The organism is Cloacibacterium caeni (genome assembly GCF_907163125.1).
GTDB lineage: Bacteria > Bacteroidota > Bacteroidia > Flavobacteriales > Weeksellaceae > Cloacibacterium > Cloacibacterium caeni_B.
On sequence record NZ_OU015319.1, the window covers coordinates 1,903,547 to 1,919,492 of the forward strand.

A 15,946-nucleotide genomic window follows, 5' to 3' on the forward strand; every position below is an offset into this window, starting at 1 on the left:
AAGTTTTGATTATGCTTGAGCATTACCAGCACCTACTACGAAAGGTTCAACTTCTTTGATTTCTCCGAATTGAGCTTCATAGTTTTGGATATTTTGTTGAAGAGCAGCTAAAACTCTTTTTGCATGAAGAGGAGCAAGGATTACTCTGCTTCTTACTTGAGCTTGTTGAACTCCTGGCATTAATTGAATGAAATCTAATACAAACTCAGATGGAGAGTGGTTTACTAATGCAAGATTGCAATAAGCACCAGCTGCTACCATTTCGTTTAATTGAATATTGATGTTTTGATCTTGGTTTTGGTTGTTATCCATTTGTATAAGTTTTAATAAGTTAATATTTTACATTCAAAAAAAGAAGGTTTAAAGAACAGTAAAACTGTCTTTAAACCTTACATTCATATTAATTTAAATCCTCGAATTCTTTTTTAGAACCCACGATTACACTTTGATAATCTTTAAGACCTGTACCAGCAGGAATTCTGTGACCTACGATTACATTTTCTTTAAGACCGTTTAGTTCGTCTACTTTACCAGACACTGCTGCTTCGTTTAGAACTTTTGTAGTCTCTTGGAATGATGCTGCAGACATGAAAGACTTAGTCTGTAAAGCTGCTCTGGTAATACCTTGTAAAACAGGTGTTGCAGTTGCGGTAAGTGCTTCACGAACTTCTACTAATTGAAGATCTTCTCTCTTCAGTTTAGAATTTTCGTCTCTCAATTCTCTAGCGGTAATCATTTGACCAGCTTTGAAAATTTTAGAATCTCCTGGTTCAGTTACAACTTTCAATCCGAAAACTCTGTTGTTTTCTTCAAGGAAATCATATTTATGTTCTAGACTGTTTTCAAGGAATTGGGTATCACCTCCGTCTACGATTTCTACTTTAGTCATCATCTGTCTTACGATGATTTCGAAATGCTTATCGTCAATTTTTACCCCTTGTAAACGGTAAACTTCTTGAATTTCGTTTACTAAGTACTCTTGAACAGCTGTTGGACCTTTGATTCTTAAGATATCATCTGGTGTTACAGAACCGTCAGAAAGTGGCGAACCAGCTCTCACGAAGTCGTTTTCTTGAACTAAGATTTGATTAGAAAGTTTTACTAAATATTTCTTAATCTCACCTGTTTTAGATTCTACGATTAATTCACGGTTACCTCTCTTAATTTTACCATAAGAAACTACCCCGTCAATTTCTGTAACTACAGCAGGATTAGAAGGATTTCTCGCTTCGAATAATTCGGTTACTCTTGGTAAACCTCCTGTGATATCCCCTGCTTTTGCAGATTTTCTAGGAATTTTGATTAAGACTTTACCCGCCTTAATTTTTTCACCATCATTTACCATTAAGTGAGCTCCTACTGGTAAGTTGTATGCTTTTTGCTCAACTCCTTTAGAATCTACCACTTTCAAGGTAGGAATGGCTTTCTTATTTCTAGATTCTGAGATTACTTTTTCTTCGAAACCTGTTTGTTCGTCGATTTCCAATTGGAAAGAAACCCCTTGAATAATATCTTCGTATTCTACTTTACCAGCAGTTTCTGCAATGATAACCGCGTTATATGGATCCCATTTTGCAATAAGGTCTCCTTTTTTCACTTTATCACCAGGTTTTACAGAAAGTGCAGAACCATAAGGTACGTTTGCTACCATTAATGGAGTTCTCGCTGCATTATCTGCTACTAAACGGAATTCTGTAGAACGAGAAATTACGATATCTGCTTCATTACCATTTTCATCTTCAGAAATAATGGTTCTTAATTCGTCAAATTCTACGATACCATCTCTCTTAGCAACGATAGTAGGATTTTCTGAAACGTTTCCTGCAGTTCCCCCTTGGTGGAAAGTTCTCAGTGTAAGCTGAGTACCTGGTTCCCCAATTGATTGTGCTGCAATTACACCTACAGCTTCTCCCATGTGAATCATCTTACCTGTAGCTAGGTTACGTCCGTAACATTTCGCACAGATACCTTTTTTAGCTTCACAAGTTAATGGTGAACGAACTTCTACAGTTTCTATACCCGCTTCTTCTACTTTTTTAGCAAGCTCTTCGTTAATCAACTCATCTGCGTGAACTAAAATTTCGTCGTTTTCTGGATTATAGATGTCGTGAAGAGAAACTCTACCAAGAATTCTTTCTGATAGTTTTTCTACTATTTCATCATTTTTCTTCAATGCAGCTACTTCTGTACCTCTTAATGTACCACAATCATCTTCTGTAATGATTACGTCTTGAGCTACGTCTACTAATCTTCTTGTTAAGTAACCAGCATCCGCAGTTTTAAGAGCGGTATCCGCAAGACCTTTACGAGCACCGTGGGTAGAGATAAAGTATTCCAAAATTGATAAACCTTCTTTAAAGTTCGCAATAATTGGGTTTTCGATGATCTCTGCTCCTACTGCACCAGCTTTTTGTGGTTTTGCCATCAAACCTCTCATACCAGATAACTGACGAATCTGTTCTTTAGAACCCCTCGCTCCAGAATCTAGCATCATATATACAGAGTTAAATCCACCTTGGTCAGATTTCATTCTGCTCATAATCATCTCAGTAAGACCAGCATTGGTATTGGTCCAAACGTCGATTACTTGGTTATAACGTTCTGTATCTGTGATAAGACCCATGTTATAGTTCCCTTTAATCTCGTCTACTGTTTCAATTGCTTGAGCAATCATGGTTTTCTTTTCTGCTGGTACTACAATATCAGCCAGTGAGAAAGATAGACCGCCTTTGAAAGCGTTCATATAACCAAGATTTTTCATATCATCAAGGAACTTAACAGTAGTTGGGAAATCTGTATCTGCTAAGATTTTACCAATTACGTTTCTTAATGATTTTTTAGTCAATAATTCATCAATATAACCTACTTGTTTAGGAACAATTTGGTTAAATAAAATTCTACCAACTGTAGTATCTTGAAGTTTAGTTACGATTTCTCCTTCTTCTGTTTTAAATGGAAGTCTACATCTTACTTTAGCGTTAAGAGAAACTTGACCTTCAGAGTAAGCAATTTCTACTTCTTCTGGAGAATAGAATACTAAACCTTCACCTTTTACCTTGTGCGTTTCTGTAGAATGCGCTTCTTTGGTCATGAAATATAGACCAAGAACCATGTCCTGAGAAGGTACGGTAATAGGAGAACCATTTGCAGGGTTCAAGATATTCTGAGAACCTAGCATTAATAACTGAGCTTCTAGAATCGCTTCTGGGCCTAAAGGTAAGTGTACCGCCATCTGGTCACCATCGAAGTCGGCGTTGAATGCCGTAGTTACTAACGGGTGAAGTTGGATAGCTTTACCTTCAATCATTTTAGGCTGAAATGCTTGGATACCCAATCTGTGAAGGGTAGGTGCACGGTTCAATAGAACTGGGTGACCTTTCATCACGTTTTCTAGAATATCATAAACTACTGGTTCTTTTCTATCGATAATTCTTTTAGCAGATTTTACTGTTTTTACAATACCTCTTTCAATTAACTTTCTAATGATAAATGGTTTGTAAAGTTCTGCTGCCATATCTTTAGGAATACCACACTCGTGTAATTGTAAGTTAGGACCTACAACAATAACCGAACGTGCAGAGTAGTCTACCCTTTTCCCTAATAAGTTCTGACGGAAACGACCTTGTTTTCCTTTCAATGAATCAGAAAGCGATTTCAATGGTCTGTTAGATTCTGATTTTACAGCAGATGATTTTCTAGTGTTATCAAATAATGAATCTACCGCTTCCTGAAGCATACGCTTCTCATTTCTCAAGATAACTTCTGGAGCTTTAATCTCTAAAAGTCTCTTTAGACGGTTGTTTCTAATGATAACTCTTCTGTATAAATCATTTAAATCTGATGTAGCGAATCTACCACCATCTAGTGGAACTAGTGGTCTTAATTCTGGTGGAATTACAGGAAGAACACGCATTACCATCCATTCTGGGCGGTTAATCATTCTAGTATTAGCACCTCTAAGAGCTTCTACTACAGATAATCTTTTTAATGCTTCAGTTCTTCTTTGTTTAGAAGATTCATTGTGAGCTTTGTGACGAAGATCGTAAGAAAGAGCATCTAAATCAATTCTCTTTAACAATTCTTCCACTGCTTCAGCACCCATTTTAGCAACAAATTTGTTAGGGTCTGTATCTTCTAAATATTGGTTTTCAATAGGAAGGGTTTCTAAAACATCTAGATATTCTTCTTCTGTTAAGAATTCTTTGTCTTCGAAATCAGAACCGTCTGCTTTTTTAGCGATACCTTGTTGGATTACTACATATCTTTCGTAGTAGATAATCATATCTAATTTCTTAGAAGGTAATCCTAAAAGGTAACCAATTTTGTTTGGAAGTGAGCGGAAATACCAGATGTGAGCTACTGGAACCACTAAATTAATGTGTCCAATTCTCTCTCTACGTACTTTTTTCTCGGTAACTTCTACACCACAACGGTCACAAACGATGCCTTTGTATCGAATTCTCTTATATTTTCCACAAGCACATTCGTAATCCTTTACAGGACCGAAGATTTTCTCGCAGAATAAACCATCTCTTTCTGGTTTGTGAGTTCTATAGTTAATCGTTTCTGGTTTTAGCACCTCTCCTTTTGACTCTTGAAGAATAATTTCAGGAGAAGCTAAACCGATGGTGATTTTACTAAATCTACTTGTTTTATTTTTTGACATAATCTGTTCAAATAAAAATTAAAAAAATGAGGATTACTCTTCCAATCTTATATCAAGACCTAGACCTTGTAATTCGTGTAACAATACGTTGAAAGATTCTGGAATACCAGGTTCTGGCATAGCCTCACCTTTTGCGATTGCTTCATACGTTTTCGCTCTACCGATTACGTCGTCTGATTTCACGGTTAAGATTTCTCTCAAGATGTTAGACGCTCCGAATGCTTCTAGAGCCCAAACCTCCATCTCTCCGAATCTCTGTCCACCGAATTGTGCTTTACCTCCTAATGGTTGCTGAGTAATTAATGAATAAGGACCGATAGAACGTGCGTGCATCTTATCATCTACCATGTGTCCTAGTTTCAACATATAAATTACCCCAACTGTAGCAGGCTGAGTAAATCTCTCACCAGTACCACCATCATATAAATAAGTACTTCCGTAGATAGGAAGACCTGCTTTTTCGGTGTATTCTGTGATTTGTTCTAAGCTTGCACCATCAAAGATAGGAGTAGCAAATTTTAATCCTAATTTTTTACCAGCCCATCCTAAAACGGTTTCGTAAATCTGACCGATGTTCATACGAGAAGGTACACCTAGTGGATTCAATACGATATCTACAGGAGTTCCGTCTTCTAAGAATGGCATATCTTCTTCTCTTACAATTCTAGACACGATACCTTTGTTACCGTGACGACCTGCCATTTTATCACCTACGTTTAATTTACGTTTTTTAGCGATGTATACTTTAGCTAGTTTAATGATACCTGCTGGAAGTTCGTCTCCGATAGAAATAGCATATTTCTCACGGTTTTTAACTCCTTGAATATCATTATATTTAATTTTATAATTATGAATTAACTGTTTAATTAAATCATTTTTATCAGCATCTACAGTCCAATCTGCACCACTTACGTTTACATAATCTTCTACAGATTGAAGAAGTTTTAGCGTAAACTTAGCTCCTTTTGGAATGATTTCTTCTTCTAAGTCGTTATTAACACCTTGAGAAGTTTTACCATTAACAAGAGTATTTAATTTTTCAAGAAGGGTATTTCTTAATTCATCGAATTGAGCTTTGTATCTGTTTTCGATTTCTTCAAGTTTTAACTTCTCTTCAGTTCTTTTCTTCTTGTCTTTGATGTTTCTTGAGAATAATTTTTTGTTGATAACAACACCTCTTAGTGAAGAGTCTGCTTTTAATGAAGCATCTTTTACATCACCAGCTTTGTCACCAAAGATTGCTCTCAATAGTTTTTCTTCTGGAGTAGGATCAGATTCACCTTTTGGGGTAATTTTACCGATTAAGATATCACCAGGTTTCACTTCTGCACCAATTCTAATCATACCGTTTTCATCAAGGTCTTTAGTAGCCTCTTCTGAAACGTTAGGAATATCTGCAGTTAGTTCTTCCATACCTAGTTTGGTATCTCTTACCTCTAGTGAATACTCATCTACGTGAATAGAAGTAAACCAGTCTTCTCTTACTACTTTCTCGTTGATTACAATCGCATCCTCGAAGTTATACCCTTTCCAAGGCATGAAGGCTACAGTAAGGTTTCTACCAATAGCTAATTCTCCTTTTTCGGTAGCGTAACCATCACAAAGCACTTGTCCTTTTACTACGGCATCACCCACTCTTACGTTTGGTCTAAGAGTAATGGTAGTAGATTGGTTGGTTTTTCTGAACTTAGTTAAGTTATATGTTTTAGTAGCAGATTCGAATTGTACTAAATCCTCATCTTCGCTTCTTTCGTATTTTATAACGATTTTGTCTGCATCTACATATTCTACTACCCCATTTCCTTCAGCATTAATTAAGATTCTAGAATCTGTAGCCACTTGTTTTTCTAAACCTGTACCTACAATTGGAGCTTCTGGTTTTAACAATGGAACAGCCTGACGCATCATGTTAGATCCCATCAATGCACGGTTCGCATCATCATGCTCCAAGAAAGGAATTAAAGATGCAGAAATACCAGCAATCTGGTTAGGTGCAATATCTAATAAGTCTACTTGACTAGGCTCTACTACTGGATAGTCACCATCAAGACGAGCAATAACTCTTTCTGTATTGAAACTTCCATCTTCTGCTAAATCTACGTTTGCCTGAGCAATGATTTTAGATTCTTCATCTTCTGCATTTAAATAGATTGGTGCTGCAGAGAAATCTACTTTACCATTTTCTACTTTTCTATATGGAGTTTCGATGAAACCTAAATTATTGATTTTAGCATAACATCCTAGTGAAGAAATCAAACCAATGTTTGGTCCTTCTGGAGTTTCAATCGGGCAAATTCTTCCGTAGTGAGTATGGTGAACGTCACGCACCTCGAAACCCGCTCTTTCTCTTGATAAACCACCAGGTCCTAAAGCTGAAAGTCTTCTCTTGTGAGTGATTTCAGATAGTGGGTTGGTTTGGTCCATGAACTGAGAAAGCTGGTTGGTACCAAAGAATGAGTTGATAACTGATGTTAATGTTTTTGCATTTACTAAGTCTAGCGGCGTAAAGATTTCGTTATCTCTTACGTTCATTCTTTCTTTAATTGTTCTCGCAATTCTAGAAAGACCTACACCAAACTGACCAGCTAATTGCTCACCAACAGTTTTAATTCTTCTGTTTGATAAGTGGTCGATATCATCTACTTCAGTTTTAGAGTTTGCAAGCTCTATTAAGTGTCTTACGATAGAGATAATATCTTCTTTAGTAAGAACTTCTGTAGTAGTAGGGATGTTAAGACCTAGTTTTTTGTTCAATCTGTAACGACCAACTTCACCTAATGAATATCTTTGTTCAGAGAAGAATAATTTTTCAATAATTCCTCTTGCTGTTTCTTCATCTGGTGGATCTGCGTTACGTAACTGACGATAAATGTATTCTACCGCTTCTTTTTCTGAGTTGGTAGGGTCTTTTTGTAATGTATTTTGAATGATAGAGAATTCACCGCTATTTTCGTTGTGAATTAAGATAGACTTAACACCAGCATCTAAAATAAGGTCTAAGTGTTCTTTTTCAAGAACAGTTTCTCTGTCAAGGATAATTTCATTTCTTTCGATAGAAACTACTTCACCTGTATCTTCGTCTACGAAATCTTCGAACCAAGTATTCAATACTCTAGCTGCTAAAGTTCTACCTTGAACTTTTTTAAGATTCGCTTTAGATACTTTTACTTCTTCTGCAAGGTCAAAGATCTGAAGAATTTCTTTATCAGACTCATAACCGATTGCTCTAAGTAATGTAGTTAAAGGTAATTTCTTTTTACGGTCAATATACGCATACATTACGTTATTGATATCCGTAGTAAATTCCATCCAAGAACCTTTGAAAGGGATAATTCTTGAATAGTATAATTTAGTTCCGTTTGCGTGATACGTCTGTCCAAAGAATACACCTGGAGATCTGTGTAACTGTGTTACAATTACACGTTCTGCACCATTGATGATGAATGAACCAGAAGGAGTCATGTAAGGAACTGGACCTAAATATACATCTTGAATTACTGTCTGGAAATCTTCATGTTCCGGGTCAGTACAGTATAGTTTAAGTCTTGCTTTAAGAGGCACACTGTAAGTAAGACCTCTTTCCACGCATTCGTCAATAGAATAACGAGGAGAATCTACCAAATAATCTAGAAATTCTAATACGAATTGATTTCTAGAATCTGTAATAGGAAAGTTTTCTTGAAAAGTCTTGTAAAGACCCTCATTCACTCTGTCCTCAGGAAGTGTATCTAACTGGAAAAACTCTTTGAAAGATTGCAACTGGATATCTAAGAAATCCGGAGTCACAACGTTTCCTTTCGCAGAAGAAAAGTTAATTCTTTGATTTTCCTGAGTGCTTGTGATAGCTTTTGATTTACTCATAAAATGGTAAGAAAAGTTGGGTTAAAAAATATTTTACTTTATTTTGAAAAATATCAGCAAGATTAAAGACTAAGGTCTTGGCTCTTAACTAACTGCAACACTGGTATATCTTTTCACAGTGTAGTGCAAAATATTTTTTCTTTAGAATTTAAAATTTTCAAATAATTGAAAATCAATGAGTTATAATTTTAAAACAATTTAACTCTTAAAATAGACATAGACCTACCCAATTCTGGGAAGGTCTAAGTCTTATACGGTGTAAATAGATTATTTTAATTCTACTTCTGCACCAGCTTCTTCTAATTGCTTCTTAAGAGCTTCAGCTTCATCTTTAGATGCACCTTCTTTAATAGCAGTTGGAGCACCATCTACCATATCTTTAGCTTCTTTAAGACCAGCACCAGTTAAATCTTTTACTAATTTAACGATAGCTAATTTAGAAGCACCAGCTGATTTAAGGATTACGTCGAATTCAGTTTTTTCTTCAGCAGCATCAGCAGCTCCACCAGCAGCTACAACTACAGCAGCAGCAGCAGGCTCAATTCCGTACTCATCCTTAAGGATAGCAGCAAGTTCGTTTACGTCTTTTACAGTTAAGTTTACTAGCGTTTCAGCTAAATTTTTTAAATCTGACATTGTATTAATGTTTAAATTGTTGAACGATTTATGTTATTTTTTTGAGTGTCTATTGAGACGGTTTAATTATTCAGCAGCAGGAGCTTCACCTTCAGCTGCAGGAGCTTCTACTTCTGGAGCAGCTTCTTCAGTTTTAGCACCTTTTGCTTCTTCTTTATTTTGTAAAGCAGAAATTAATCTTTGGATAGGAGATTGAAGTAATCCGATGATTTCACCAATCATTTCTTCTCTAGACTTGATATTTGCAAGAGTATCTAGGTTGTTATCTCCAACGTAGAACGTTTCTTGTAAATAAGCAGACTTAAGAGCTGGGAAAGCTTCTTTCTTTCTGAATCCTTGAATTAATTTAGCAGGAGCATTAGCAGTTTCTGCAATCATTACAGCAGTATTCCCTTTGAAAGTTGGGAACATTTCTGAATAATCTACACCTTCAATTTGCTCCATAGCTTTTTGTAATAAAGTATTCTTTACTACTTTAAGCTTAATATTATTTTTAAATGCTTGTCTTCTAAAATCTGAAGTCTGAGCAGCATTCAATCCTTCAAGATTTGCTACATACACTACTTTAGCGTCTTGTAACATATCTTTAATCTCTTGTATTACTAATACTTTTTCTTCTTTTGTCATTGTCTTTCAGATTTTAGTTAACAGATTTAGTATCAATTGCAATCCCCGGACTCATTGTAGAAGAAAGATAGATAGATTTTACGTAAGTACCTTTAGCAGCGGTAGGCTTAAGCTTAATTAATGTATGAATTAATTCAGCAGCGTTTTCTTTCAATTGTTCTGGAGAGAAAGAAACTTTACCAATACCAGCGTGTACAATACCGTATTTATCTACTTTGAAATCAATTTTACCAGCTTTTACTTCTGCAACAGCTTTACCTACTTCCATAGTTACAGTACCTGATTTAGGGTTTGGCATTAAACCTCTAGGACCTAAAATTCTTCCTAATGGACCTAATTTACCCATTACAGCAGGCATAGTAACGATTACGTCTACATCTGTCCAACCGTCTTTGATTTTTTGTAAATACTCATCAAGACCTACATAATCAGCACCAGCTTCTTTAGCTTCTGCTTCTTTATCTGGAGTTACTAATGCTAATACTTTAACATCTTTACCAGTTCCGTGAGGAAGAGATACTACACCTCTTACCATTTGGTTTGCTTTTCTAGGATCTACCCCTAATCTAACTGCAAGGTCAACAGAAGCATCAAACTTAGCATAGTTTAATTCTTTTACTAATGCAGAAGCTTCATCAAGGTTATATACCTTGTTTTTCTCTACTTTGCTCGCAACTTCTTTTTGCTTTTTCGTTAATTTTGCCATTTCAATAAGTTTTAAGCGTTAGACGGTTTAGTTCCAGTTACTCTCAATCCCATAGATCTTGCAGTTCCTGCAACCATTGATAATGCAGAATCCATTGTAAAGCAGTTCAAATCAGCCATTTTATCTTCAGCGATTTTTTTCACTTGTTCCCAAGTTACAGAACCTACTTTTACTCTGTTTGGTTCTCCAGAACCTCCTTTTACCTTAGCAGCTTCCATTAATTGGATTGCAGCTGGTGGAGTTTTAATTACGAATTCGAAAGACTTATCTTCATAAACAGTAATTAGAACCGGTAAAACTTGCCCTGGCTTGTCTTGTGTTCTTCCATTAAATTGTTTACAAAACTCCATAATGTTTACCCCAGCAGAACCTAAAGCAGGACCAACTGGTGGTGAAGGGTTAGCAGCGCCACCTTTCACTTGGAGTTTCACCATTTTAAAGACTTTTTTAGCCATTTTTTAATTTTTAAAAATTTTTAATTTATGAATGTGGAAGCATTTATAAATCAGCAAGTTAGATTATCTCACCTTCCTAACTTACTTTTTGTGGGTGCAAAATTAAGATTTTTTTTGGAATCTGCAATACTTAATGTACTGATTTTTAGAAAGAATTTGATTTTTCTTTAAAATAAAAAGCTAACTTATTAAAAGTTGGTTATTGTTATATTTATCTGCTCCGAAGTTGCAAACTTAGGAGAGTGGGAGCATATTCCTTCCTTTTATCTTTATTATTCAGTGGTTTTATATGCCTAAGAAAACCCCACAAAGTTTTGCAAATTTCATTTGGTTATGTCATAGTAATCGGGATTAATTTTCCCACTTTTTAATTAGCTCAAATGGTGATCTATTTAAAAAAATATCAACGGGAATATATTTTAAAGTATCTCTTTTAAGATAAATAGAATCAAGACCAGATAATTTTTTCTTTGTTATTATAAAATTAAATTTTTTAGTAGAATTTAAGATTTCACAAACAAACTCTGAGCAATAATACATATTATCTTTTATTGTGTAAAAATTATTATCAAAAACAATATTTTTGTTTTTCATACTAATAATTTTATTCTGAATTTTAACAAAATCATTATTATTCATATTTTTAACAATTAATATTTCTCCAGATTTGATTTCATCATTAATAGGATTATAGAATTCTTTTACAGATTGCTCTAATAAACAATTTTTTAAAGATGTACTATTAGGTAGAACATGAAAAACTTTAAATTTTTTTTCATAAAAAAAACCAACTCCAACATGAGAAAATTTTGAACCATTTATATTATATGGTTGTATAAATTTTCCCATTTTAGAATCAGTTTCTCTATATAGAATATAAACTTTTTTATCTTTTAAACTTACATCTTTATATTTTTCAATTAATGGTTCTTTTTTACATGAAAAACTAAATAATAAAATTATGTAAAAATATATTTTATTGCTTTTTAAAAACATTCAAACCTAAGGTTAAATTAATTTGATTATTAATTTTTGTTTTATTTGTATACCCTGATTGTAATAAATCACTATAGTAGTTAAGCCCAATAAAAAATTTTAAATTAGAACTAATCTCAGTATTAAAACCAAATTCCGCATAAGACCCCATATTATAGCCCTTATCTCCTTTTATTGTAGAATTTTGGCTACTATTATATATTTCATTATTTACCATAATCTTATTGTTAATGCCCAATCCCGAATAAAAACTTGATGGATTGTTTCTAGATACATATAATCTATAACCAATAGGAATATCTATAAAAGATGATTTGTCATGCAAATTATTATAATCATAAAAATAATTTCCATAACCAACATTTATGATAACTGCGGATTTTTCAAAACTAAACTCTTTCCCAAGATAAACTGTATAGTTTAATGCATTAACCTTAAAATTATTTTCTACTTCAAATTCAGAAAAACCAAGATGATTAGAAAACTGAAAAAAATTTTGATTTATTTTTTGGCTATAGACATCATCATAATTAATTAAAATTAATAACAATAATAGTTTTTTCATATTTTAAATTTTATTTAATAATTATTTCAATGCATCACCTAATATTCCACCAATAATCCAGCCAGCTATTCCACATGGTGGACCGCAAAGAACATTTCCAATTGCATTTCCTACAGACGAACCAACGCAAAAACCTTCAGACATAAATTCTATTCGATAAGTTTGTGCTATTTGATTATTGTAAATATCCATTGTTTCATTGACATTTATTAACATATTTTGATCATTGCTCGTTAAACTCAAAAATTCTGGCTGACTTGTTAAATCCTCTATAGGTTCTGTTTCATTAATAAAACTTTGTAAATAAGATTTTGTTGTTTCTGAATAATTCATATTATCAATATAATCTCCATATCCAATTTCTCTGGCTTCTAGATTCTCTGCAATAATCAAATTTACTTGTTCTAAATTTATATCAACATCACTTATCCCTCCTATATCTTTAATATAATCTAATGTTTCTTGATCAATATATTGTACACTTCTTCCATTAATCTTTGCATTATTTCTAATTCTACTTAATAATTTATCATTACTTTTCAATTCTTTCTGAATTAAAAAAGCACTTTTCATAAGTTTCTTTATTTGTTTACTATTCGAACTTTTAATTGTTTTATTTTCAACAATTTCAGAAGAATCACAAGAGTTATTCACAATTAATGAACTAAATAACATCACTCCTAATAATAATTTTTTCATGGCATATAATTTTAAATTAGTGCGACTAAACTAAAACTAAAACTAAAACTATGCAACTTTTTTTTAAAAAAAAATCGCAAAAACATTAAAATTTAGAAATCTTCTAAATAAAATTTGAATGTCCGTTTTAAAGCATAATTGTAATTTTGAAACAATTTTGAAGATTTATAAAAATTAAATATTATTGAAAATCAATCAGTTACTTTTGTCAAATTTTTCTAAACCATAAAATTTAGTGCTTTATGACACTAAACGGACATTCAAAAAATAAAAAAATGTCACCAAAAATTTGTGAAACTCGCTGTAGAAAACCCGTTGATCTAGTTGTTTTTATTAAAACTAAGTATTTTATTTGTTATGCAAATCTAAAGGATGTCGCGGATTTGCAATCCGTGACTATTTTCCCACTATAAAACTACAAAAGATGTTTCTAATGAAACCTAAAATTAGCTTCGGGTAAAGTATTGCTTTTCAGAAATTCTTCATATTCTGGCGAAAGCAATTTTCTTTCGTAGGTAGGCTTTCCGTTTTGTGAGGCCAATCTTATTTTATTTTTGCCATATTTCTTGTTCAGAGAATCCATGGCTTTCATAATCGGAAGGTGTTTATTTTCCACATCTTCTTCAAAAATATTAATCAGTCTTTGATTTTCTGGCACAAAATCAGATACCATTACACCAGCCTTTTTATACAAAAAACCATCTTTATAAATGGCTTCAAAAATAGCATTTGCTGCTTTAGACAAAACAATGGAAGAACTACTTGGGTTAGGCAAAACCACAGAAAATCCGTTTTTATATTCTGGCAAATCTTTTCTAAATCTATTCGTTTGTAGAAATACGGAGATTACTTTACAGCAACTGTTTTGTTTCCTTAACTTTTCGGCACAAGAGAAAGCAAAGGTTTCTACGCGTTCTCTCAGCATTTCTTTATCAGATATCATCTCCATAAAACTTCTGGTAGTTGCAATAGATTGTTTAGGGGAAGGTTGTTCTAATTCTAATTGTTTAATTCCTTTTAATTCATTAATCATTCTCACGCCGTGAATTCCCATCAATTTTCTAACCCAAATTTCTGGTTTTTTGAGCAAATCTGCCGCTTTATAAACGCCAGCGTCTTTCATCTTGTTTCCCAATCTTCTACCAATCCCCCAAACATCACCAATCTCTAACCACTGAAGTGCTTTTTCTATTTTTTCTGGAGTATCAAGTGTGCAAACTCCTTGAAACTTATCTGGATATTTCTTGGCAATTCTATTGGCTACTTTTGCCAATGTTTTGGTAGGCGCAATTCCTATACTCACGGGAATTTTTGTTTTCTGTAAAATAAGGTCTTTGATATTTTGAGAGTACTCTTCCAAATTAAAATATTTGAAGCCATGAAAATCTAGAAATAGTTCATCTATACTGTAAATTTCAAAATTGGGAGAAAACTCACTGGCAATCGCAGAAACTTGTTGACTTTTGAAATTATAATATTCAAATTTAGCGGAGAAGCATTTCACTCCATGTTGTTCAAATAAGTCTCTATATTTAAAGACTGGCGCTCCCATAGGAATCCCTAAAGCTTTTGCCTCGTTACTTCTAGAAACTACACATCCGTCATTATTAGACAAAACCACCACTGGAACCTCCTGTAAAGAAGGGTCTAAAACTCTTTCGCAACTCACAAAAAAATTATTACAGTCTAATAGCGCAAACATAATAGAAGAAATTTAGAAGAATTAAACGCTAAAAATGAGAACGTAAAATTAGAAAGATTGCACGACAAAAGAGGGCGTTTTCAGAAAGACTTATCCACAAAAAAAGCCACTCTGTTTAGAGTGGCTCATTATATTGTATAATAAATTTTACAATTTTTCTACTTGCATGTAAGAAAGTTCCATAGGAGTTTTTCTACCGAAAATCATTACAGAAACTTCTAATTTCTTCTTGTCTTCTAAGATTTTTTCTACAGTACCATTGAATCCATTGAAAGGACCATCGATTACTTTTACGCTTTCTCCTACTACGAAAGGAATTTCCATTTCTGTAGCAAATTCAGAGAGTTCATCCATTTTACCAAGCATTCTGTTTACTTCAGATTTACGCATCGGAACAGGATCACCACCTTTTGTAAGACTTAAAAAAGAAATTACACCAGGTAAATTTTTAATAATATGTGGGATTTCTCCTATCAGATTAGCTTCTACCATTAAGTAACCAGGGTAAAAAGGCTTTTCTTTAGGCACTTTTTTACCATTTCTTACTTGGATTACTTTTTCCATAGGAATAACTACTTGAGTAACGTAATCTTCAAGATTTAATCTTTTAACTTCGCTCTCAATATAGGCCTTAACTTTATTTTCCTGGCCACTAATAGCTTTTAATACATACCATTTTAAATCGCTCATGGAAAAATTTTTAATTAAAGAAACCTATGAAAATTGCTAATATATTTTTAATAGCTGTGCTAAATAATGAATCTACTCCGAAAGTAAACAATGCTAATATAACAGTAGCTACAGCCACTACTATTGTAGAAGATTGTAAATCAGCCCACTTTGGCCATTCTACTTTATATCTAAATTCTGAATAAGAATCTTTTAAAAAATTGATAAGTGAGTTCATAATTTATATTTGCACGGGCACAAGGATTCGAACCCTGATCAACGGTTTTGGAGACCGGTATCCTACCATTGGACGATGCCCGTAGTTAAAAAAGCTCCGTAAGTTTCCTTACGGAAGCTTTATTTA

Annotated in this window: 13 protein-coding genes and 1 tRNA gene; all 14 read right to left on the minus strand. The window is 33.5% G+C overall.

Features of this window, described 5'->3' with window-relative positions:
- Positions 1-9: 9 nt before the first annotated feature.
- The gene (locus tag KKQ79_RS08740; RefSeq protein WP_069799559.1) at positions 10-312 is read right to left on the minus strand and encodes a DUF3467 domain-containing protein; all 303 of its coding nucleotides are present in this window, start codon (positions 310-312) and stop codon (positions 10-12) included.
- An 88-nt stretch (positions 313-400) separates the two neighbouring features.
- Positions 401-4,669, minus strand: a complete 4,269-nt coding sequence (gene rpoC / locus KKQ79_RS08745; protein WP_104794379.1) for a DNA-directed RNA polymerase subunit beta' — start codon at positions 4,667-4,669, stop codon at positions 401-403.
- Between the two features lie 30 nt (positions 4,670-4,699).
- On the minus strand, positions 4,700-8,527 hold the full coding sequence (rpoB, locus tag KKQ79_RS08750; RefSeq protein WP_213189796.1) for a DNA-directed RNA polymerase subunit beta: 3,828 nt from the start codon (positions 8,525-8,527) through the stop codon (positions 4,700-4,702).
- A gap of 267 nt (positions 8,528-8,794) precedes the next feature.
- Positions 8,795-9,163 (minus strand): 50S ribosomal protein L7/L12, encoded by a 369-nt coding sequence (gene rplL, locus KKQ79_RS08755; protein WP_104794381.1) that lies wholly within the window; start codon positions 9,161-9,163, stop codon positions 8,795-8,797.
- A 66-nt stretch (positions 9,164-9,229) separates the two neighbouring features.
- Entirely contained in the window at positions 9,230-9,790 is a 561-nt protein-coding gene (rplJ, locus tag KKQ79_RS08760) for a 50S ribosomal protein L10 (protein WP_213189797.1), read from the minus strand.
- 13 nt (positions 9,791-9,803) lie between these two features.
- Entirely contained in the window at positions 9,804-10,496 is a 693-nt protein-coding gene (gene rplA / locus KKQ79_RS08765) for a 50S ribosomal protein L1 (protein WP_069799569.1), read from the minus strand.
- Positions 10,497-10,507: 11 nt separating this feature from the next.
- Entirely contained in the window at positions 10,508-10,951 is a 444-nt protein-coding gene (gene rplK / locus KKQ79_RS08770) for a 50S ribosomal protein L11 (protein ID WP_069799571.1), read from the minus strand.
- A 351-nt stretch (positions 10,952-11,302) separates the two neighbouring features.
- Entirely contained in the window at positions 11,303-11,947 is a 645-nt protein-coding gene (locus tag KKQ79_RS08775; RefSeq protein WP_213189798.1) for a YiiX/YebB-like N1pC/P60 family cysteine hydrolase, read from the minus strand.
- Positions 11,928-12,512 (minus strand): hypothetical protein, encoded by a 585-nt coding sequence (locus tag KKQ79_RS08780; RefSeq protein ID WP_213189799.1) that lies wholly within the window; start codon positions 12,510-12,512, stop codon positions 11,928-11,930. Before KKQ79_RS08780 ends, KKQ79_RS08775 begins: the two co-directional genes overlap by 20 nt.
- Positions 12,513-12,533: 21 nt before the next feature.
- Positions 12,534-13,211, minus strand: coding sequence for a hypothetical protein (locus KKQ79_RS08785; RefSeq protein WP_213189800.1), 678 nt, complete (start codon positions 13,209-13,211; stop codon positions 12,534-12,536).
- Positions 13,212-13,641: 430 nt separating this feature from the next.
- Positions 13,642-14,913 carry a Y-family DNA polymerase gene (locus KKQ79_RS08790; RefSeq protein ID WP_213189801.1) on the minus strand — a complete coding sequence of 424 codons (1,272 nt, stop codon included), beginning with the start codon at positions 14,911-14,913 and terminating at the stop codon, positions 13,642-13,644.
- A gap of 147 nt (positions 14,914-15,060) precedes the next feature.
- Positions 15,061-15,603, minus strand: coding sequence for a transcription termination/antitermination protein NusG (nusG, locus tag KKQ79_RS08795; protein WP_213189802.1), 543 nt, complete (start codon positions 15,601-15,603; stop codon positions 15,061-15,063).
- Positions 15,604-15,613: 10 nt separating this feature from the next.
- Complete coding sequence (secE, locus tag KKQ79_RS08800; RefSeq protein ID WP_069799577.1) at positions 15,614-15,820, minus strand: preprotein translocase subunit SecE; 207 nt, start codon at positions 15,818-15,820, stop codon at positions 15,614-15,616.
- 12 nt (positions 15,821-15,832) lie between these two features.
- A tRNA-Trp gene (locus KKQ79_RS08805) sits at positions 15,833-15,903 on the minus strand.
- Positions 15,904-15,946: the final 43 nt, after the last annotated feature.

Bases quoted from the DNA above. Each gene is read 5' to 3' on its own strand.
- KKQ79_RS08740 (WP_069799559.1), bottom strand. From the start codon at position 312: ATGGATAACAACCAAAACCAAGATCAAAACATCAATATTCAATTAAAC.
- rpoB (WP_213189796.1), bottom strand. From the start codon at position 8,527: ATGAGTAAATCAAAAGCTATCACAAGCACTCAGGAAAATCAAAGAATT.
- rplL (WP_104794381.1), bottom strand. From the start codon at position 9,163: ATGTCAGATTTAAAAAATTTAGCTGAAACGCTAGTAAACTTAACTGTA.
- rplJ (WP_213189797.1), bottom strand. From the start codon at position 9,790: ATGACAAAAGAAGAAAAAGTATTAGTAATACAAGAGATTAAAGATATG.
- rplA (WP_069799569.1), bottom strand. From the start codon at position 10,496: ATGGCAAAATTAACGAAAAAGCAAAAAGAAGTTGCGAGCAAAGTAGAG.
- rplK (WP_069799571.1), bottom strand. From the start codon at position 10,951: ATGGCTAAAAAAGTCTTTAAAATGGTGAAACTCCAAGTGAAAGGTGGC.
- KKQ79_RS08775 (WP_213189798.1), bottom strand. From the start codon at position 11,947: ATGTTTTTAAAAAGCAATAAAATATATTTTTACATAATTTTATTATTT.
- KKQ79_RS08780 (WP_213189799.1), bottom strand. From the start codon at position 12,512: ATGAAAAAACTATTATTGTTATTAATTTTAATTAATTATGATGATGTC.
- KKQ79_RS08785 (WP_213189800.1), bottom strand. From the start codon at position 13,211: ATGAAAAAATTATTATTAGGAGTGATGTTATTTAGTTCATTAATTGTG.
- KKQ79_RS08790 (WP_213189801.1), bottom strand. From the start codon at position 14,913: ATGTTTGCGCTATTAGACTGTAATAATTTTTTTGTGAGTTGCGAAAGA.
- nusG (WP_213189802.1), bottom strand. From the start codon at position 15,603: ATGAGCGATTTAAAATGGTATGTATTAAAAGCTATTAGTGGCCAGGAA.
- secE (WP_069799577.1), bottom strand. From the start codon at position 15,820: ATGAACTCACTTATCAATTTTTTAAAAGATTCTTATTCAGAATTTAGA.